This is a genomic window from Streptomyces sp. NPDC037083 (assembly GCF_055606485.1).
In genome coordinates this window covers 268,082-286,409 of sequence record NZ_JBVJSQ010000013.1, presented here as the reverse complement: position 1 = coordinate 286,409, position 18,328 = coordinate 268,082, and the positions used below count along the sequence as shown (strand labels likewise).

Below are 18,328 nucleotides of genomic sequence, written 5' to 3'. Positions count from 1 at the left end.
CCTCGTTTGGCATAGATATGACCTCAAACCTAATGTCGGGGTCATGTCCGACGCCGGCACGCCCTCCGGGGCAATGACCGCGTGGCCGCCGAGCTCGTGGCCTGCCTCCCCGCGCTGCACCGGGCCCTGGACCGCCGGGTCGCGTCCGCGTTCCCGCACCCCAAGCCCCCCGAGGGGCAGCTCCTGCTGCTGAGGTTCGTCGAGCAGCAGGAAGGCGCCACCGTGCGCGAGGCCGCCGAGGCCCTGCTGATGAAGCCCAACAACGTCAGCGCCCTGGTCTCCCAGCTCACCGCGCTGGGCCTGCTGGAGCGCCGGCAGGACAGCGCCGACAAGCGGATCGCCCGCCTTCACCTGACGGCGACCTCGCGACGACGCCTCGCCGAGGTGGGCGGCCTCGAGACGGCCTTTCTCGCCGAGGCCCTGGGATCCCTCACCGAGGGCGAGAGGGGCGCACTCGGCGCGGCGCTGGACGCGCTCAACTCACTGAAGCGCCACCTGCGCACCTCGGCGCACTGACCGTCCCGGTCCGCTCCCCGGCCGTTGCGGAACGGGGCTGCGCGCGGGCCCGTGCCGCCCGCGTCCGTCATGCGGCCCCTCCCACCACCCCGTACACAGACAAGGCTCTCCATGCCGTCCACCTCCGTGGACCACTCCGGCGTGCCCGCACGCACCACCGCGCCGGCCCCGCCCGTCGGCCACCTGCGCACCAACCCCTGGCTCACGCTCTGCGAGGTCGCCTTCGGCCTGTTCATGGCGCCCGGGACGCCGTCGCGATGGGCGTGGCGCCCGTCTCGGACGCCATGCCCGCGCCGCTCAGGGCGGCCGTCGTCGAGGGCAGCGGGCAGGCCTTCATGAACGGCCTGCACACCGCGTCCGCGGTCACCGGCCTGCTGTGCGTCCTGGGAGCCGTCCTGGCCGCCGTGGGCGTCCGGAAGGCCGCCGCGCCGGTCTGACGCAGTCGCCTGCGCCCGCCGGCCCCGGCCCGCGGGCGCAGCGCCCGCCCCGCGTGAGGTAACGTCCCCGACCGATATGACTGGTTCGGCCCGCACGGGCCGCGAGGGACGAGGAGCGCGCCGTCATGGCCGGCCGGGACGACGAGCACCTGCACAGCGACGCGGCGGACGGCGCCCACGCGGCATGGGCGCGGGAACTCCTCGGTCACCTGCGCGCCGCCGGCGGCGACGTCCGCAGGGTCGTCGACTGGCTGGCGGAGGCGGTCGAGGCCACCGTCTCGCTGCGCGACGACACCGGTGCTCTGCTCGCCGGATCGCTCCCGCCGCTGGACGCGGCGCCGGCCGCCGACGTCCTGGGCGGTCGGCTCGCCTCCGCCGCCTGGGAGGACGCGGGCGCCTTCATGCGCCTGATCAGGGTCGGAGTCCCGCGGTCCGCCTCGGCCGGCGTGCTCGCCCTGTCCCGGACGCGCCCCTTCGACCGGCGCGCCTCCGACATCGTCACCCACACCGTGGGCGTCCTCGAACTCCTCCTGCGCGCCCAGCAGACCGAGGCGACCGGGCACCGTCTGGCCCGCGCCACCGCCGACCTTCGGCTGGCCATCCTGCAACTGCTCATGGTCGAGGACACCGTCGCCGCCCGCCGCGTCGCCGCCGGTCTGTGGCCCGGGCTGCTCGACATCGACACCGCGTGCGTCTACGTCGTCGAGACCAGCCCCGAGGACCGCGACCGCCTCGCCGCGGCCTGCCTGGCGGCCACCCACGACGAGGCCCTCGTGGTGCGCTGCCCCGCCATGGACGGTCACGTCATCGCGGTCGTCCCGGACGACGACACCGGCCGTGAGCTGCGCGCCCTGTGCGACCGCCACCCCGGCGCGTTCCTCGGCTGCAGCGCCCGCCAGAGCCTCGCGCGCACCGCCACCGCCTACGGACAGGCCGTCAGCGCGCTCGCCGTCGCCCGCTTCCGCCCCGGCAAGTCGGCCGTCTACGCCGAACGCACCCACCCCGAGCGCCTGATGGACCCCGAGGTCCTGCGCGCCTGGACGACCCGCCTGCTGCGCCCCCTCGACGCCCTCCCGCACCACACCCGCGCCGAACTCCTCGCCACCACCCGGCTCGGTCTGGAGTTCACGGCGGTGAGCGCGGCCAAGGTGCTCGGCGTGAGCCGCAACACCGTCCGCGCCCGCATGGAACGCGTCGAGAACCTGCTGCGCACCGACTTCTCCGACCTGACCGTCCGGGCCGCCGTCCACCTCGCCCTCAACGCCCAGGCCGGCATCGCCGAGGACCCCGCGGGCGCCGGAACCGCCCCCGCCCGGTTCGGCGAACTGATCGCCGGGCCCGCGCTGCGCGGCTGGGCGCGGGACGTGCTGGCCCGCCTGGACACGGACGGCCGGGACCTGCGCGGCACCCTGCGCGCCTGGATCGCCTCGGGCGGCAACGCCGAGCGGGCCGCCCAGGCGCTGGGCATGCACGCGCAGACCGTCCGCGAACACGTCCGCAGTGCCGAACCCGTCCTCGAACGTCAGCTCCTCGCCTCCGGCAGCGACCTGTACGAGGTGGTCCTGGCCCACCTGGCGACCGGCGACCTCGCCCTGCCCGACCTGCACGGACACATCCACGGGGCGGAACGGGGCCATCCGGACTCACCTGTGCACAGGTGAGCCATCCGGCCGCCCGAGCGGGCACCGCCACGATTCACAAGCCGCCCGCCAGGGACGTAACTTCAAGGAACCGCGGGGGTACGACCGGTACGGGGGACCGGTCGCGCCCCCGCGCCCGCTCAGCTCAGCCCCGCAACCGGACCGGGATCCGCTGCCAGCCGCTCGCGATGAACGAGGGCACCTGCTGCAGGTCCCCCGACCCCGTGTCCAGCCGCAGGCCGGGGAACCGGTCGAACAGCGCGGGCAGCGCCGTCAGCGCCTCCATGCGTGCCAGCGGCGCCCCGATGCACCGGTGCACACCGATCCCGAAGGCCAGATGGTCGTCCGCCCCGCGCGCCGCGTCGAACACCTCCGCGTCCGGCCCGTAGTGGGCCGGGTCCACGTTCGCCGCCGCGTAGGTCGTGATGATGGCGTCCCCGGCCGGGATCGTCACGTCGCCCACCTTCAGGTCGCTGACGGCGAACCGCAGCGGCAGCGTGGCGATCGACGGGTACAGCCGCAACGTCTCGTCCACGACGGCGTCCCAGCCGATCTCGCCCCGGCGCACGGCCGCCAGCTGCTCGGGCCGGCGCAGCAGCGCCACCGTCGCGTTCCCGATCAGGTTCACGGTCGTCTCGAAGCCGGCCCCGATGACCAGGAGCAGCGTGTAGAGCAGTTCCTCGTCGCTGAGCCGGTCGCCCTCCTCGTCGCGCACCCGGATCAGCTCGGTCGTCAGATCGTCGCCGGGACGCTCGCTCTTGTCGGCGATGAGCGCGCCGAGCACCGTGCCGATCTGCTCCTGCACGAACGCGGCGTGCTGCGGGCTCGGATCGGAGGTGTCCATGATCGCCGCGATGAGCCGGCCGGTGGCCTCCCTCAACTCCTCCGGCACACCGAAGAGTTCGCAGATGATCTGCATCGGCAGCGGGTGCGCGAACGCGGCCTTCAGATCGACGGCAGCGTCGTCGTCCCCGGCGGTGCCGCCCTTGTCGAGGTCGTCGAGCAGTTCCGCCGTGATCGCCTCCACTCGCCCCCGCAGCGCCTCGGTGCGCCGGTGGGTGAAGCTCGGCGCCACCAGTTTGCGCAGCCGCGCGTGGTCGGCGCCGTAGGTGGAGAGCATGTTGATCACGCCGACCCAGCCTAGGATCCAGCCCCAGGAGGGATGCTCGCCCAGTTCCGGCCAGTGCCGCCAGTGCCGTCGCGGATCCTTGCTGACCTGCGGGTCCAGGATCAGCGCCTTGAGGGTGTCGTACCCGGTGGGCGCCCAGGCCGGGATGCCGCCGGGCAGCTCGACGGGCACGATCGGGCCGAGGGCGCGCAGCCGGGCGCTCTCGGCGTGCACATCGGCGCCGAACGGATCGAGGGCGATGCGGTCGGTCACGGTCACGTACGGACTCCTTCAGAGGCGGAGGCGGAAGCAGGGCCGGAGGCGGGGGAGCGGGGGCTGAAACGGACGGGCAGCGCGCTCAGCGAGCGGTGGAACGGGCCCGGCCGCCAGGCCAGCCGTTCGCGGGGCACCACGGGATCCAGGTCGGGCAGCCACTGGGTGAGCTGTTCGATGGCCTCGGTAACGAGCAGCAGGGTGTGCTGCTTCGCCGGGCAGGTGTGCGCCCCCGCGCCCCACGACAGGTGCGAGGCGTCGCCCGGATGACGCCCGTCGGCGGCCTCCCGCTCGGCGAACTGCCCGAGCGCCCCGTACGACACCACGACCGGCACCGCCTCGCGCAGCCACACCCCGTGGCAGGCGACGGGCCTGCGGGCGTAGTAGATGCCGTAGTTCGCCAGCGGCGTCTCGTGGTGCAGCACCTCGACGACCGCGTCCATGACCGGACGGGCGCCGCTGGTGAGCGTGGAGTAGTAGGCAGGGTTGCCCAGCACCCGGGACAGGGTGTTCGACAGCAGGTTCGCGGTCGGCTCGTACCCGGCGCCGAGGGTGAGGAACACCTGCCAGGTGACCTCCTCGCGGGTCAGCCCGGCCGGGTGGTCGAGGAGATGGCTCGGCAGGTCGTCGCCGCGCCGCTCGGCCTTGGCCGCGATGAGCTCCAGGACGTACTGGGCGTACTGCGCCTCACCCTCGGCGGCCTGTGCGCCGCCCTCCATCATCTTGCCCAGCCCCTCGTTGAGCCGGTCGCCCTGACTGTCGGGCAGCCCGAACAGGTCGTTGAGCACCAGCGCGAGCAGCGGGCGCGAGAAGTCCGCGACCAGGTCCGCCTCGCCGCGCGGACCGATGCGTCCGGCCAGCAGTCGCACCGCCCGGTGCACGCGACCGCGCAGGTCGTGCGGTTCCACGAGGCCGAAGACGTCGATGAGGGCGCTGCGGTAGCGGATGTGCTCGGCGCCGTCGGAGAACAGGGCGTTGGGCCGCCAGCGCATCATGCCGAGCACCGGCGAGTCGGCGGGCACGGTCGTCTCCCACGCGCGCGGGTCGTGCGAGAACGTCTCCTCGTCGTGCAGCACGTCCAGCGCAGCCCGCCGGTCGGTGACCACGTACGCGGGCACACCCGGCGCCAACTCGGCCCAGCCGATCGGCCCTTGGGCGCGCAGGGCGGAGTAGTAGCGGTGCGGAGCCGACGCGAAGCCGTCCTCCCACAGCCGTACGGGGGCCGAGCGGGAGAAGTCGCCCCGGTCGGGGGGATAGGCGCTCACCGGGCCTCCACCGGCTCACGCCCGACGAGATGGTCGACCAGCGCGAGCAGCGCGTCGATAGAGGAGTGCGCGTCCCGCGCGTCGCACGTCACCATCGGCGTGCCCGGCTCCAGGTCCAGCGCCCGGCGCAGCCGCTCCTCGCCGTAGTGGCGCGGGGCGTCGGGGAAGGCGTTGAAGGCCACGGCGTACGGCAGCCCGCTCTCCTCCACCAGTCCCAGCACGTCGAACGACGCGTCGAGGCGACGGCTGTCGACGAGGACCAGCGCCCCCAGCGCACCGTAGGCGATGTCGTCCCACAGCGCCCGGAAGCGCTCCTGCCCGGGTGTGCCGAACAGGTACAGCACGACGTCGCCGGGCAGGCTGATGCGGCCGAAGTCGACGGCGACCGTGGTGGTGGACTTCTCCCTGACCCCCGCCAGGTCGTCCACCCGCGCGGACGCCTCGGACAGGGGTTCCTCGGTGTGCAGCGGCCGGATCTCCGACACCGAGTCGATCAGGGTCGTCTTGCCCACCCCGAACGGCCCAGCGACCAGGATCTTCACCAGGTCGCGGGCGGAGTCGGGCAGGTGGACGGCGCCGGTCGCGCCGGCGCTACGGGCGGAGCTTGAGGGCGCGGAGGCCATCGGCCACTCTTTTCAGCAGGTCGGGGTCGAACCGTTCGGCGGGCGGGATCGGCGCGCGGACGAGGACCAGGTCCCGGTCGATGAGGCCGGCCGCCAGCACCCGCACCGCGGAGACCGGCAGCCGGAGCAGCGCCGCCGCCTCCACGACGGCCAGCGAGCCGCCCTCCAGGGTGTCCAGCAGGGCGAGTTCCGCGGCGGTGAGGCCGGCGGGCGGCGGCCGGTCGCTGCGGGCAAGCACCGACAGCCGCTCCAGATGGGGGCGGCTGGGCCGGGCCACGCCGCCGGTCGACAGGTACGCGGGAACCAGGGGGCGGCCGGCCGGGCGTCCGGTCATGCGGGAGCGTTGTCGTCGGCTCCTCGGGGCGCGGCCGCCATGGCCTTCTCGCCCAGTCGCGCCACCTGCGAGTGCACCCGGTGCGCCAGCAGGTCCAGCCGCACCTCCGCGTCGCCGTAGGCGGCCACGCAGGTGCCGTGGTCCGTCGGCACGATCAGCACGTATCCGTGGTCGGACTCGATGACGATCTGCCGTACCTCGGCCCGCTCCCGGTCGGCGAAGGCGGCGGCCGCCGTACGGCAGGCGCCCTGCACGGTGCTGGTGATGGCGGCCACCCGCTCGGCCGACGGCTGGGACAGGGCGTCGGTGTACCCCGTCACGAGCCCGTCCCGGGTCAGCATGACGGCGGCCAGGACGTGCGGCACCTGCAGGATCGGTTCCAGCACCCATGCCGTGTCGCCCGTGTTGCGGCTGGTCATCGGACCGCGCCCCCTTCGTCGTCGTCCGTCTGGTCGGTGTCGTCGCCCGTGGTGCCCGGTGGGGGGCTTCCGTTGGTGGCGGCTGCGGCGCGTGCCGTTGCGGTGCCGTGTTGCAGTGCGCCGAGTGCGGCGGCGGCTTCCTCCGGGCTGCGCGAGGTCGGCGTGTCGGCCGTGGTGCCCGGTGGGGGGCTTGCGTCGGTGGCGGCGGCTGCGGCGCGTGCGGTCGCGGTGCCGTGTTGCAGTGCGCCGAGTGCGGCGGCGGCTTCCTCCGGGCTGCGCGAGGTCGGCCGCTCGGGGGCCGGCGCCGGTGCAGGCGCCGTGGTCCGGGCGCGGCGGCGGCGCTGCGGCAGGCCGTCGGCGTCCCGCGGGTCGTGATGTCCCGGCGGCGCCTCCGGGGCGACGGCCTCCGTCCCGTACGCGTGGGCGGGGGCCGGGGCGGGCCGTTCGGGGGCGGCCCTGCGCGTCGTCCGTGTCGTGCGCGGGGCGCTCGCGGCCGGCGGCCGGTCGGCCGGGTCGAGGTGGCTGAGGAGGTGGCTTTCGACCCTGAGCACCGCGCGGACCCCGCCGTACGGGGAGGCCGAGGAGACGTCCACGTTCAGGTCGAACTGCCTGGTCAGCCGACCGATCGCGGCCAGGCCCATGCGTGGCGGATCGCCCAGGTCGGTCAGCAGGATCGGTTCGTCACCGGCCACCAGCCGCTGGGCGCGGTCCCGTTCGTCGCGCGTCATGCCGAGGCCCGCGTCGTCGATGGTGACGCACACGCCGTGGTGGACGTGCTCCAGGCTCACCACGACGTCGGTGTCCGGAGCGGAGTGCCTGAGCGCGTTGTCGAGCAGCTCGGCGACGATGACGGCCACCGGCTCGACGGCGTGCGAGACCAGGGCCGTCCCCGGTTCGAGGTGGTTGTGGACCTGGACCCGGTGGTAGCCGGCCAGCCGAGCCTGGCCGCCGGTCACCGCGTCCACCAGGTGCGACTCCTCGCGCGCCAGCCCGACCCAGGCCCCGCAGACCACCGCCGCGACCTGCGCGCGGCGCAGTGACTGCTCGTTCTCGTGGTCGAGCCGGAACAGGGTCTGCGCCAACTCCGGGTCGTCGTAGCGCTGTTGCAGACCGCGCAGGGCGTCCTGCAGCCGGTACAGAGCGGCCTGGATCTCCCGGACGGCGCCTCGCATGCCGGCCTGGGCCGCGGCGTCGACCCCGGTGCGCTGGGCGGCCACCTCGGACTGCAGCGCCAGCAGCGTGTTCTCCAGGGCGATGCCGAGCGGGGTGCCGGCGGTGAGCGGCTGGAGCGGGCCCGGCACGGGCAGGCGAGGATGGGCCACCTGGCGGGCGGCCGCGGGCACGCGCTGGGTCGCCAGATGTTCGACCTCGGCCGTGAACGCCCGCGCGGTGCCGTCGAGTCGGGTACGCAGTCCGGCGATCTCCGCGAGCTGCCGGGCCTGTTGCCGCCGTGATCGCAGCAGCCCGCCGCCGAGGGCGAGCGCGGACAGTGTGCCGGCGGCCAGGGCGCCGGCCACGAGGTCCGGTAGTTCGATCATCGATTCGGTTCCAGAGGAGGTCGGGCGTCGTCACGAAGTGCAGGGCGGGGGCGGGTCCGACGGGCTCGGACCGGGCACCCGCAGCACAGTACACACCGTCATCGATCGATCTCGCACGGTCGAGCGATACTTCGCTCCGAAAGTGCCTGCTATCTGTTCGCTTCTGCGTCGACTGTCTGAATTGCCGTACGGCGCAAGCGAGTTAGACGACCGTGTAGGAGGGGCGTTCGGGTGGGCGGGGCGGCGCCGCCCGGACGGCCTCGGCCCGACACCGGCGGGCGCAGAGCCGCGGCGACCGCCCCTTCGGCGTCCTCTGCGCCCAGTGGGCCGGATGCCCGCGATGCCGGGTGCCGTTCTGCGTCCGCCTTGTCGCCAAGTGGCGCGCCCGTGGCGGGAGCATGCCCGTCCACCCCGACGGGCAGGGGCTGTTCCTGGCCGTCCGTCCGCCCCGCACCCGGCTCGACGACGGCGCGAGCCGGCGAACGTGACCGGCTACACCCCGATCACCGGGGACAGTACGGCGAGCGTGCCGTTGGCCTGTCTCAGGGCCTGCTCCAAAGTGCCGGGCGCGTGCAGGGCGCCGGTCCCGTCCGGTGGTACGAGCCACTCCAGGAACCGGGCGGCCCGGTAGGGGGGAGGCACCGCCACCCATGAGCCCCGGCTCGCGCGCCGCAGTCCAGCGCCGATCCAGCGGCTGCCGGGATCGGGCGGCAGGAAGAAGCCCACGCGGTGCGCCGCGGTGTCGACGAGCGTCGGCCCCGGGACGGGGCGCGAGGCCTGCCACAGCAGGTCCAGGGCGAGCAGCCCCAGCCGGTCCGGCACGCTCAGCACGTCCCAGTAGCGGCCGGCCTCCAGCAGTGCGATCCCGTCACCCTGGTCCCATTCCCGCTTGCACAGCCTCGGGTCCGTTGCGGCGGCGGCGAGCCATTCCACGCCGCGCATCCACATCGCATCGCTCATGTCGGCTCCGTGTGACGTCCACCGGCGGCCACATGCCAACCGGGCATATGCATGCTGGTAGATATCTCTGGGTGGCGGAAGGGGTGGCGAACCCTGGCGTTTTGGTCTGTTTCGTTCGATCATCGCGCCGTTGTTCGGCTCGGGCGGACAGCCGCAAGGGCGGCGGACGGAGCAGGGACCGCCGGGGCCCGCCGGACGGCGGCGACCACGACCCCGAGGGCCCGGACGTGTGGACGATCGTGGGTCGCCCGGCCCTTCGCCTGCCCTGTCGGCTCCGGTCGTTCCTCGTGCGGGAACCGTCGCCCCGGCTGTCGGCCGCTGACCGGTCCGTCGGTGGGGCCCCTGCCGACCGACCGGGCGCCCTCCGTCGTCCTCCCCCGTGGTGACGTCGGCGAAGTCGGCCTGACCGACCTCGCTCGCCGCTCCCGTCAGACCGGTCCGGCACCGCCGTGCGGCACCGGCAGCGGCACTTCGGCCTGACGCAGTTCGGCGAGCAACTCGTTCTGGCCCGCGAGGAGTTCGGTGAGGATGCGGCGCGCGGCCCGCAGCAGCTCGGCGACGTCGCCGCCGGCGAGCGCGTAGCTGACCGTCGACCCCTCCCGGATCGAGACGACGATCCCGGAACGGCGCAACACCGCCAACTGCTGGGAGAGGCTGGAGGGTTCGATCTCGATCTCGGTGAGCAGGTCCCGCACGGCGACGGGGCCGCCCTGCAGCAGTTCGAGAACCCTGATGCGCACGGGGTGCCCGAGCATGCGGAAGAACTCGGCCTTGGCCTGGTAGAGGGGAACCTGCATGGTCAATCGCTCGCTCCCTGCCGCGTTCACTACGTGGTTCTGGCCGGCGCGGCGGCCCGCCCCACTGCCGTACGCCGCCGCGCGCGACGTGCTGCGTCCCGATCCTGACGGCTGCGGGCTCCGCACACCCGTGTGATGCGCTGATCTGGATGTGTCGAGATGAAGAAATCTTCAATTCGAGGGTGTGCGAAGTCCCGGACCGTCCGGTCGTCTACAGCTCGAGTTCGGCCTCGATCCGCTTGAGCTGGTGGCGGGCCATGGCCAGGTTGGACCGGCCGCGGTCCAGTACGAGATAGATGAACAGTCCGCTGCCGCCACGCCCCTTGAGCAGCCGGATGAGGTGGTACTGGCTCGCGAGTGTGATCAGGATGTCCTCGATCTCGCCCTTCAGGCCCAGGTGTTCCATGGTGCGCACCTTGGCCCGGATCACATCGGTGTTGCCGGCCGCGGCGACCGTCAGGTCGAGGTCCTTGCCGCCGCCGAGCGTGCCGAGAGCCATGCCGCTGGTGTAGTCCACGACGGCGACTCCCACCGCCCCCTCCACCGCGGTCATCGTCTCCTTCATCGAGATCTCCAGATTCGCCATGGCGCTCCTCCTGCCGGTTGCACGGGACCGGGCTCCTCCGGCCCCGCTGGTGTCCCGACCGTACGGAGACCGTCCCCCGAGAGGGTGACGTGCTCCGGGACTGGCGCAAGGAGCTCCGGAACGCGAAGATCTCCGCCCCTTTCTGATCGCGCAGGTTCGGGATCTGAGCGGATGGGCGTCGGCGGGTAGCTCAGTTCTTCGGCAGCCACGTCAGTTGTTCGGCAGCCATTTCTCCAGGGCGTCGATGAGACGGTCCAACGCCGGCTCGTCCGCGGAACGGTCCGTCATGATCGTGCGGTCGTCGAACTGCAGCGTGTACTGGAACTTGTCCGCGGCGCCCATGTCCAGCGAGAACGCGGGCACGTCGGCGAGCGCGGGATCGGCGAGCAGTGTGCGCAGCGTGGTGAACTGCGCCGTCGTGGTGCGGCGCACGTCGGACTCGCCCCGGTCGGTGGTGCGGACGGTGCCGTCGCCACGCAGGACCACCCGCTGGTTCACCCCGGCGAAGCCGCCGCTGACCGTCATGGTGACCAGCTTCTGGTCCGGCCCGGTCACGGGCACCGGCGACGGGGTTGCGGACGTCGAGGCGGATGGCGCGGGCGACGGCGAGCGGGAGACGGACGGGGACGGAGCGGGTGGGGAGGGGGAGGCCGAGGGTGAGGCGGGCGAGGGCGAGCCGGAGGACGCGGTCGCCGTGGGGAGCGCGGTGCCCTTCGGATCCGCCGCGTCCCCGTCGTTCCCGGCGGAACAGCCGGCCAGGGCCGACAGGGCCAGCGCACCGGCCGCGCACACCATCGCCGAACTCCGAGCGAGCACCATGCACTCCTCGCGTGTCGAATTCTGAAGGGTCGTCATGTCAGGGTGCCACGCCGACGGTTCCGCCGGGGAGCGGGTTCCGCTTCCCCACGGCACGGCAGGGCACGGCAGGGCACGGCAGGGCACGGCAGGGCAGGGCCGAGGCGGCGGGGGGCGTGGCAGCGCTCCAGGGTGTGCCGGGCACGGGGCCGTGCGGCGGCGTCGCTTGCGGCGGACCCGGGGGAGCGGGCAGGGTCTGGTGCCGTGGCCACCTTGCTGATCGTCCATCACACCCCCTCACCCAACTGCCAGGCGCTGTTCGAAGCGGTCGTCTCGGGCGCGACGGCGCCGGAGATCGAGGGCGTCCGCGTGGAACGGCGGGCGGCGCTCGCCGCGACCGCGTCCGACGTCCTGGAGGCCGACGCCTACCTGCTGGGCACCCCGGCCAACCTCGGCTACATGTCCGGCGCCCTCAAGCACTTCTTCGATCAGGTCTACTACCCCTGCCTCGACACCACACGCGGCCGGCCCTTCGGCTACTACGTGCACGGCGGGAACGACGTCACCGGTGCGGTGCGCGGCATCGAGACCGTCACCACGGGCCTGGGCTGGCGGCGCGCGGCCGAGCCGGTCACCGTCACCGGGGAACCGGCCAAGAGCGACGTGGAGGCCTGCTGGGAACTGGGCGCGACGATGGCGGCCGGTCTGATGGGCTGACCGACCCCGGCCCGTGCGTCAGCGACCGCCCCGCCCGGGCAGGGACGCGGGGCTCGACCGTCCGTCCTTCAGGAGCGGACGAGGAGCCGCGCCGCTGAGGATCAGTTCCACAGGGGGTACTTCACGACCCGCTGGAAGTGCGCCGGCCTGTCTCCGGGGTAGGTCAGGGTGATCCGGCTGTAGTGCTGCACCTGCGGGTGCTTCTTCCACGGCCGGGGCCGGTCCAGCTTCACCACGACGCGGTACCGGTGGAAGGTGCCGACCGCGCAGTAGGGAACGCAGTCGTTGACCAGGTTGATCCCCGTGGCCCGCGCCGATTTCTGGCCCCAGCTCTTCCAGTGCAGCGAGGCGAGACGGCTGTTGCCGTCCCCGCAGGCCAGGATGAAGTGGCGGGGCCGCACCTGAGCGTGCCAGAAGCAGTCGACCAGGACCGGCGGCTTGGCCTGCCGCACGGCGGCCGGACGGGCCGCGGGCGGGGACGCCGCCGGCGCGGCCGTGGCGGAGCCGACCGCCGCCGTGAGGCAGAGCGCCGCCCCGAGCATGACCGCTGATCTCGTCGTGTGTCGCATCTTCCGCTCCCGACCGCCCGAACCGGGGGCGCGCCGGTGTGCCGCGCCCCGCCGAGGTTCTCTCCCCGACGCTACGACGACGAGCGGAAGGGGACCACTCGAACGGTCCACGCCGCCGCGCGCGGCGGCGACCGTGCCCCGGTGCGGGGGATGCGCTACGAGACGTCCGCCCGTGCTCCACGGTTCGCCTCCGCCCCGCCGGCGCCGCCCTCGGCCTGGTCGTCCGTCACGACCACCACGATGTCGTCCTCGCGGCTCCAGACCCGTATGTCGCCCTTGGCGGGGTTGAGCCGGACCGCGTGGCCGGCGGGCGTCGCGGCGGGGTCGCGACAGCGGTAGCCGATCGCGCACTCGCCCCGCTCGCGCGCCGCCGCCACGACCGTGGCGAAGGACGCGGGCCGGTCCGGGAGCACATAGCGAGGTGCAGGACGCAGCCGCAGCGCACTGCCGCCTGCCGCGAACAGTTCCTCGAACACCGCTGCCAGGTGGCCGTTCTGCGCGACCTGCGCCATGAGCAGCCCCGTCAGCTGCCCGCCCACGACCGCCTCGGAGCCCGGGCCGAGCGGCGCCAGGGCCCGGTTGCGTTCGTCGGCGAGTTCCGCGACCACCGGCACGGCCCGCCCGGCCTCCTGCGCCAGCGACCGCAGGATCAGCAGGACGACCAGCGTGCGGTCGTCCGGGCGGTCGGCGTGCTCTCCGGTGTCCGGCCCGAGCACGACGATCCGGTCGTAGGAACCGGGGTCGAGGGCGCGCACGGACGAGGGGTCGGTCGGGTCGGCGGCGCCGAAGGTCACGGCCATCGCGTCGGTGAGGGCCGCATCCCGGCGTGGTTGCGGCAGCGACGGCGGCGGCGCCTGCTCCGCCGGGTCGGTGACGACATGGAGGACCGAGCCCGGACGCGCGCTGCGGCGGAACAGGTCGACCAGGTGCGGTGCCCGCCGGTTCCAGCCCAGCAGCAGGAAGCGTTGCGGCTCGTGTGCCCGGGCGCCGCCGTCGGCCATCGCCGACGGGTCCACGAGGTCGCGGCAGTCGTCCCACCGCGCGGTGTCCTCGTCGGGCGCCACGACGACGACGCGGTCTCCCGGAGCGAGGACGGTCTGTGGCGGCGGGTTGAGCCGGGGAGTGCCGTCGGCCCGTACCAGCCCGGCCACGGAGGCCGTCGCGCAGTCGAGCGCGACATCGCCGAAACGACGTCCGGTGAGCTCGGGTGCGGCGGCGAGGTAGAACTCGTCGCCGCCGAAGTCGAGGAGTTCCCGCAGCACGGGTGTCAGGCCGGGCTGGAGCGCGGTGTGCGCGAGCAGCCCCGCGGCCGTCCGGTCGGACTCCAGCACGATGCCGCGCGGGCCCGCGGCCAGCCGGGCCGCGGCGCGGTAGCGCTCCTCCCGGACGCAGGCGACGACGGGCGGGCCCGGGTGCTCGCCGAGAACTCTGCGCAGGGCCAGCAGGGTCCGGACCGTCTCGGCGTCCCCCGCGGCCTCCGCGCCGGGCAGGACCAGCACCGCGTGCGCCGATCCGGGACTGACCAGCTCGAGCGCGTCGGGGTCGGCCGTGCAGCCGCTGCGGCAGATCAGCCGTGTGGCGCCGGTGGGCCCGAGCGCCGCCGCCAGCGCCTCCTCCATCTCGGTCTTGTCCCGGTCGGCGAGCACCACGACCGCGCCCCAGCGCTGGTTCACGCGCGCCGCGACCAGTTCGCCGACCACCGTGAACACCTGCTCCGACCAGCCGAGCACCACCGAATGGCCCGTCTCCACCACGGTGGAGCGCCCGCGGCGCAGTTCGGTGAGCCGGTCGGTCAGACCGGTGGTGATCAGGCCGATCAGGGTCGACACGTACAGCAGGGCCACCAGCCCCAGGAGTACGGACAGCAGCATCCGCAGCGGGGCCCCGGTCACCGCGCCGAGCCGCAGCGTCTCCGCGCTGACCCGCCACACCGCGGCCAGCCGGTCCGCGGGCGAACGGGGTGCGGAGGGGTCCGTCCACACCATCAGCGCGCTCGCGGGAACGACGATCCCCAGGCAGGTCACGGCCAGCCATCCGACCAGCCTGCCGGTGCTGCGGGCCAGTGTGCTGTCGAACCGGTAGCGCAGCCGGTCCCGTAACGAGGCCCGCTCCCGCCGCTGTCCTTCCACCGCGCCCCTCCGTCCGCCGCCGACTCCCGTCGCCACCTGAACTCGCAGGGTGCTGCCCGCCGTGCCGCGACACGCCGTGCAGGCGCGCGCGTTCATCCTTTCGGGGAGGCGGTCCCCGCTCGCGGCTGAAAATGTGCGCCGAGCAGGCCGAATCCGCAGACGGTCATGGTCATTTCAAGCCGTTGTCTTGGCATTCCCATGACAAGACCGGGCACTCAGTGCCACTCTGCTGCCGAAGTTCACCATTCCTTCACACCCGCATCATGCGGAGCACCCCTCAACCACCCCCCACCTCCTTCCACCCGCCAGCCGTGCAGCGCTCCGGACCGGCCCCACCCCGCCGGTCCGCCCCCACCTCGTCGGCCCCCCATCACGGGCCGACCGTCGCACAGAAGGAGAACCCGTTGCCCCGGCGACACCACCCCACCCTGCGGCGCAGACGCGCCACCGCCCTCGCGATGACCACCATCGGGACCCTGCTGGTCCTGGGCGCCCCCGCGGGCACCGCGGGCGCGGCGCCCGCCGCTCCCGGCCCGTCCACGATCACCGCCACACCGCGCGCCGGCGCCGCCGCGACCTCCCTGTCGCCGGCCCGCCGCGCCTCGCTGATCAAGGCCGCCCAGACCACGGCCGGCGCCACCGCCCAGCGGCTCGCCCTCGGCGCACAGGAAAAGCTCGTCGTGAAGGACGTCGTCCAGGACGCGGACGGCGCCACGCACACCCGCTACGAACGCACCTACGCCGGACTGCCCGTGCTCGGCGGGGACCTCGTCGTCCACGTCGCGAACGGCCGGACCACCGTGTCCCGGGCGAGCGAGGCCACGGTCAAGGTCGCGTCGCTCACCCCGAAGCTGTCCGCGTCGCACGCCACCGGCAGGGCGCTCGCCGCCGCGAAGGGCGCCGACGTCACCGGCGCCGGGACCGAGCGAGCGCCCCGCCTCGTCGTCTGGGCGGGAGCGGGCAAGCCCGTCCTGGCCTGGGAGACCCTCGTGGAGGGCGTCCAGCAGGACGGCACGCCCAGCGAACTCCAGGTGGTCACCGACGCGACCACGGGCAAGCAGATCCTCGCCGCCGAGAAGGTGCACACCGGCACCGGCACCGGCCAGTACAGCGGCACGGTCCCGCTCGGCACGACGCCCTCGGGGTCGAGGTACCAGCTCACCGACGGCGATCGCGCCGGGCACAAGACCTACGACCTGAACCAGGGCACCTCGGGCACCGGCACCCTCTTCACGGACGACAACGATGTCTGGGGCAACGGTCTGCCCTCCGACCGTCAGACCGCCGGCGTCGACGTGGCCTTCGGCGCAGCGGCCACCTGGGACTACTACAAGAACGTGTACGGCCGCAACGGCATCCGCAACGACGGCGTCGCCGCCTACAGCCGCGCCCATTACGGCAGCAACTACGTCAACGCCTTCTGGCAGGACAGCTGCTTCTGCATGACCTACGGCGACGGCTCGGGCAACACCCACCCGCTGACCGCCCTGGACGTGGCCGCCCACGAGATGAGCCACGGCGTCACCGCGGCAACCGCCAACCTGACCTACTCGGGCGAGTCCGGCGGCCTCAACGAGGCGACCTCCGACATCTTCGCCGCCGCCGTCGAGTTCCACGCGAACATCGCCGCCGACCCCGGCGACTACCTCGTCGGCGAGAAGATCGACATCAACGGCGACGGCACGCCGCTGCGCTACATGGACAAGCCCTCCAGGGACGGCTCCTCCCGCGACAGCTGGAGCTCCACCCTCGGCGGCATCGACGTCCACTACTCCTCGGGCCCCGCGAACCACTTCTTCTACCTGCTCTCCGAGGGCAGCGGCGCCAAGACCGTCAACGGCGTCGCCTACGACAGCCCGACGTCCGACGGCCGATCCGTCACCGGCGTGGGCATCGAGAACGCCGCCGCCATCTGGTACCGGGCGCTGACGACGTACATGACCTCGTCGACCAACTACGCCGGCGCGCGCACCGCCACCCTGCAGGCGGCGAGCGACCTGTTCGGGGCCTACAGCCCCACCTACCTCGCCGTCGCGGACGCCTGGGCCGCCGTCAACGTCGGCAGCCGCATAGCCCTCGGCGTCAATGTCGCGCCGATCGCCGACCAGACCAGCGGGGTGGGCCAGGCGGTCAGCCTGCAGGTGGACGCGTACACCACCAACTCCGGCGCGGGCCTGACCTATGAGGCGACCGGACTGCCCGACGGCCTGAGCATCAACGCGAGCGGCCTGATCACCGGCACGCCGACCACCCTCGGCAGCAGCGACGTCGCCGTCAAGGTCACCGACGGCACGGGGGCGTCCGTCACGTCCGCCTTCACCTGGCGGATCGCGTACATCTACGCCAACGGCGCCCGGGTCGACATCCCGGACAACGGGGCCGCCGTGGAGTCGCCCGTCACCATCACGGGCCGCGACGGCAACGCCTCCGCCACCACCTCCGTCTACGTCAACATCGTCCACACCTACCGCGGTGACCTGACCGTCGACCTCGTCGGCCCCAACGGCACCGTCTACTCGCTGCTCAACCGCAGCGGCGGCGCCGCCGACGACGTCGACCAGACCTTCACCATCGACGCCTCGGCGCAGCCCCTGAACGGCACCTGGAAGCTGCGCGTCCAGGACCGTGCGTCGATCGACGTCGGCTACATCCAGCGCTGGCAGCTCACTCCCTGACCGCGGAACGCCCCAAGCCGCCGCCCGGGCCCTCGAGGCCCGGGCGGCGGCGCGTTCAGGGGGTGATTCCCGGCGCGGGCCTGCGGACGGTCCGGCGGCGGGCCCGGGACCTGCGGACCTCAGACCCGCCGGGGCGGGGGGACGACACCTCCCACCAGCTGCGCCAGGGGCGTGCCGCGCGCCCACAGCCGTAACCGGGGACCGTCGATCAGATAGGTGTGTCCGTCCCGCGCGGCCCACGCCTCGTCCCGGTGCGTGAACGTGCCCCGGTGCACGACCAGCCGCAACGGGGGACCGGACCGCCCCCGTGACCGCAGCCGCGCCCGGCAGGAGCAGGCCGCCTCCTCGTCGGGCAGCGGCTCGGCCACGGGACGGAACGCGACGTCGAGCAGCCGTCCCCGGTCGTCGCGGGCTGCGAGATGGAGCGCGTCGTGCCGGGCGGGCGACAGCACGCGCCAGCCGTCCCGCCGGAGCATCCTGGCCACCGCGACCACCAGTGCGGGCATGTCCAGCTCCGCCAGCTCCTGGGCGGTGTAGTACCCGCCGCGCCGCCGAGCGGGCCGGCGGAAGCGACGGCGCGCCACGGCGGCGACGAGCGCGATCGAGGCCAGGGCCAGCGCACCGGCCTGCCAGCCGAGCCGGTGCGAGAGCAGCGCCAGACCCGCGAGCCCGGCGCCCGCGACGGCGACCAGGGCCGCCAGGGCGGGCAGCACCTCGCGCAGCCGGGGCCCGTAGCGCCCCGACGCGCGCAGCTCGCGCACGGCCCGACGGCGGCGGGCGCGCGCCGACTCGCCGGCCCGCGCCCGCTCCCGCCTACGTGCCATCAGGGTCGGCCCCCCACCCCACACACAACGACGTGTAGAAGGGGCATACCCGTCTCGTCGGGGGATTGCGCCCGAACGCCGCTTTTCCGCCATGGCCTTGGCCGAAGAACGTCCGGCCGCCGA

The 18,328-nt window shown here is 73.7% G+C and carries 18 protein-coding genes and 1 pseudogene; 6 read left to right on the top strand and 13 right to left on the bottom strand.

Annotated elements, in window-relative coordinates; genetic code table 11:
• The first annotated feature begins 81 nt into the window (after nt 1-81).
• The 3 genes and pseudogenes from ACZ7DE_RS31195 to ACZ7DE_RS31185 all read left to right on the top strand — a co-directional run bounded on the left by ACZ7DE_RS31195 (nt 82) and on the right by ACZ7DE_RS31185 (nt 2,614).
• Nucleotides 82-516: a MarR family winged helix-turn-helix transcriptional regulator gene (locus ACZ7DE_RS31195; protein ID WP_470767019.1), complete on the top strand. Its 435-nt coding sequence runs from the start codon at nt 82-84 to the stop codon at nt 514-516.
• Nucleotides 517-752: 236 nt separating this feature from the next.
• Nucleotides 753-953: pseudogene (locus tag ACZ7DE_RS31190) on the top strand (MFS transporter); the annotation flags it as partial.
• Between the two features lie 125 nt (nt 954-1,078).
• A complete protein-coding gene (locus tag ACZ7DE_RS31185; protein WP_470767018.1) occupies nt 1,079-2,614 on the top strand; it encodes a helix-turn-helix domain-containing protein in 1,536 nt (511 codons plus the stop codon).
• 124 nt (nt 2,615-2,738) lie between these two features.
• On the opposite strand, the gene ACZ7DE_RS31180 is transcribed toward ACZ7DE_RS31185, so the two are convergent.
• The 10 genes from ACZ7DE_RS31180 to ACZ7DE_RS31135 all read right to left on the bottom strand — a co-directional run bounded on the left by ACZ7DE_RS31180 (nt 2,739) and on the right by ACZ7DE_RS31135 (nt 11,021).
• Nucleotides 2,739-3,980, bottom strand: coding sequence for a cytochrome P450 family protein (locus ACZ7DE_RS31180; protein WP_470767016.1), 1,242 nt, complete (start codon nt 3,978-3,980; stop codon nt 2,739-2,741).
• Nucleotides 3,977-5,239: a cytochrome P450 family protein gene (locus tag ACZ7DE_RS31175; protein WP_470767015.1), complete on the bottom strand. Its 1,263-nt coding sequence runs from the start codon at nt 5,237-5,239 to the stop codon at nt 3,977-3,979. Before ACZ7DE_RS31175 ends, ACZ7DE_RS31180 begins: the two co-directional genes overlap by 4 nt.
• Nucleotides 5,236-5,862, bottom strand: a complete 627-nt coding sequence (locus ACZ7DE_RS31170; protein WP_470767014.1) for a GTP-binding protein — start codon at nt 5,860-5,862, stop codon at nt 5,236-5,238. The genes ACZ7DE_RS31175 and ACZ7DE_RS31170 overlap by 4 nt, the downstream gene beginning before the upstream one ends.
• Nucleotides 5,831-6,196: a DUF742 domain-containing protein gene (locus tag ACZ7DE_RS31165; RefSeq protein ID WP_470767012.1), complete on the bottom strand. Its 366-nt coding sequence runs from the start codon at nt 6,194-6,196 to the stop codon at nt 5,831-5,833. The genes ACZ7DE_RS31170 and ACZ7DE_RS31165 overlap by 32 nt, the downstream gene beginning before the upstream one ends.
• Entirely contained in the window at nt 6,193-6,615 is a 423-nt protein-coding gene (locus ACZ7DE_RS31160; protein WP_470767010.1) for a roadblock/LC7 domain-containing protein, read from the bottom strand. Before ACZ7DE_RS31160 ends, ACZ7DE_RS31165 begins: the two co-directional genes overlap by 4 nt.
• Nucleotides 6,612-8,153 (bottom strand): ATP-binding protein, encoded by a 1,542-nt coding sequence (locus ACZ7DE_RS31155; RefSeq protein WP_470767008.1) that lies wholly within the window; start codon nt 8,151-8,153, stop codon nt 6,612-6,614. Before ACZ7DE_RS31155 ends, ACZ7DE_RS31160 begins: the two co-directional genes overlap by 4 nt.
• 492 nt (nt 8,154-8,645) lie before the next feature.
• Complete coding sequence (locus ACZ7DE_RS31150; protein WP_470767007.1) at nt 8,646-9,113, bottom strand: hypothetical protein; 468 nt, start codon at nt 9,111-9,113, stop codon at nt 8,646-8,648.
• Nucleotides 9,114-9,541: 428 nt separating this feature from the next.
• Nucleotides 9,542-9,910, bottom strand: coding sequence for an ArsR/SmtB family transcription factor (locus tag ACZ7DE_RS31145; protein ID WP_470767005.1), 369 nt, complete (start codon nt 9,908-9,910; stop codon nt 9,542-9,544).
• A gap of 211 nt (nt 9,911-10,121) precedes the next feature.
• Nucleotides 10,122-10,496, bottom strand: a complete 375-nt coding sequence (locus tag ACZ7DE_RS31140; RefSeq protein WP_470767004.1) for a hypothetical protein — start codon at nt 10,494-10,496, stop codon at nt 10,122-10,124.
• Between the two features lie 210 nt (nt 10,497-10,706).
• Nucleotides 10,707-11,021, bottom strand: a complete 315-nt coding sequence (locus tag ACZ7DE_RS31135; protein WP_470767002.1) for a hypothetical protein — start codon at nt 11,019-11,021, stop codon at nt 10,707-10,709.
• Between ACZ7DE_RS31135 and ACZ7DE_RS31130 the strand changes: the two genes are divergently transcribed.
• Nucleotides 11,020-11,340, top strand: a complete 321-nt coding sequence (locus ACZ7DE_RS31130; RefSeq protein WP_470766999.1) for a hypothetical protein — start codon at nt 11,020-11,022, stop codon at nt 11,338-11,340. The genes ACZ7DE_RS31135 and ACZ7DE_RS31130 overlap by 2 nt on opposite strands.
• Nucleotides 11,341-11,555: 215 nt before the next feature.
• On the top strand, nt 11,556-12,008 hold the full coding sequence (locus tag ACZ7DE_RS31125) for a flavodoxin family protein (RefSeq protein WP_470766997.1): 453 nt from the start codon (nt 11,556-11,558) through the stop codon (nt 12,006-12,008).
• A gap of 101 nt (nt 12,009-12,109) precedes the next feature.
• On the opposite strand, the gene ACZ7DE_RS31120 is transcribed toward ACZ7DE_RS31125, so the two are convergent.
• Nucleotides 12,110-12,577 carry a hypothetical protein gene (locus tag ACZ7DE_RS31120; RefSeq protein WP_470766995.1) on the bottom strand — a complete coding sequence of 156 codons (468 nt, stop codon included), beginning with the start codon at nt 12,575-12,577 and terminating at the stop codon, nt 12,110-12,112.
• A gap of 155 nt (nt 12,578-12,732) precedes the next feature.
• The gene (locus ACZ7DE_RS31115) at nt 12,733-14,706 is read right to left on the bottom strand and encodes a CASTOR/POLLUX-related putative ion channel (RefSeq protein ID WP_470766993.1); all 1,974 of its coding nucleotides are present in this window, start codon (nt 14,704-14,706) and stop codon (nt 12,733-12,735) included.
• A gap of 458 nt (nt 14,707-15,164) precedes the next feature.
• Between ACZ7DE_RS31115 and ACZ7DE_RS31110 the strand changes: the two genes are divergently transcribed.
• The gene (locus tag ACZ7DE_RS31110) at nt 15,165-17,381 is read left to right on the top strand and encodes a M4 family metallopeptidase (RefSeq protein WP_470767089.1); all 2,217 of its coding nucleotides are present in this window, start codon (nt 15,165-15,167) and stop codon (nt 17,379-17,381) included.
• 119 nt (nt 17,382-17,500) lie between these two features.
• On the opposite strand, the gene ACZ7DE_RS31105 is transcribed toward ACZ7DE_RS31110, so the two are convergent.
• Nucleotides 17,501-18,205 carry a hypothetical protein gene (locus ACZ7DE_RS31105; RefSeq protein ID WP_470766991.1) on the bottom strand — a complete coding sequence of 235 codons (705 nt, stop codon included), beginning with the start codon at nt 18,203-18,205 and terminating at the stop codon, nt 17,501-17,503.
• Nucleotides 18,206-18,328: the final 123 nt, after the last annotated feature.

What these genes read in the sequence shown, in the direction of transcription:
- ACZ7DE_RS31135 (WP_470767002.1), bottom strand. Translation starts at nt 11,021, where the DNA reads ATGACGGTCAGCGGCGGCTTCGCCGGGGTGAACCAGCGGGTGGTCCTG.
- ACZ7DE_RS31185 (WP_470767018.1), top strand. Translation starts at nt 1,079, where the DNA reads ATGGCCGGCCGGGACGACGAGCACCTGCACAGCGACGCGGCGGACGGC.
- ACZ7DE_RS31145 (WP_470767005.1), bottom strand. Translation starts at nt 9,910, where the DNA reads ATGCAGGTTCCCCTCTACCAGGCCAAGGCCGAGTTCTTCCGCATGCTC.
- ACZ7DE_RS31155 (WP_470767008.1), bottom strand. Translation starts at nt 8,153, where the DNA reads ATGATCGAACTACCGGACCTCGTGGCCGGCGCCCTGGCCGCCGGCACA.
- ACZ7DE_RS31165 (WP_470767012.1), bottom strand. Translation starts at nt 6,196, where the DNA reads ATGACCGGACGCCCGGCCGGCCGCCCCCTGGTTCCCGCGTACCTGTCG.
- ACZ7DE_RS31150 (WP_470767007.1), bottom strand. Translation starts at nt 9,113, where the DNA reads ATGAGCGATGCGATGTGGATGCGCGGCGTGGAATGGCTCGCCGCCGCC.
- ACZ7DE_RS31105 (WP_470766991.1), bottom strand. Translation starts at nt 18,205, where the DNA reads ATGGCACGTAGGCGGGAGCGGGCGCGGGCCGGCGAGTCGGCGCGCGCC.
- ACZ7DE_RS31120 (WP_470766995.1), bottom strand. Translation starts at nt 12,577, where the DNA reads ATGCGACACACGACGAGATCAGCGGTCATGCTCGGGGCGGCGCTCTGC.
- ACZ7DE_RS31170 (WP_470767014.1), bottom strand. Translation starts at nt 5,862, where the DNA reads ATGGCCTCCGCGCCCTCAAGCTCCGCCCGTAGCGCCGGCGCGACCGGC.
- ACZ7DE_RS31110 (WP_470767089.1), top strand. Translation starts at nt 15,165, where the DNA reads ATGACCACCATCGGGACCCTGCTGGTCCTGGGCGCCCCCGCGGGCACC.
- ACZ7DE_RS31130 (WP_470766999.1), top strand. Translation starts at nt 11,020, where the DNA reads ATGGTGACCAGCTTCTGGTCCGGCCCGGTCACGGGCACCGGCGACGGG.
- ACZ7DE_RS31160 (WP_470767010.1), bottom strand. Translation starts at nt 6,615, where the DNA reads ATGACCAGCCGCAACACGGGCGACACGGCATGGGTGCTGGAACCGATC.
- ACZ7DE_RS31140 (WP_470767004.1), bottom strand. Translation starts at nt 10,496, where the DNA reads ATGGCGAATCTGGAGATCTCGATGAAGGAGACGATGACCGCGGTGGAG.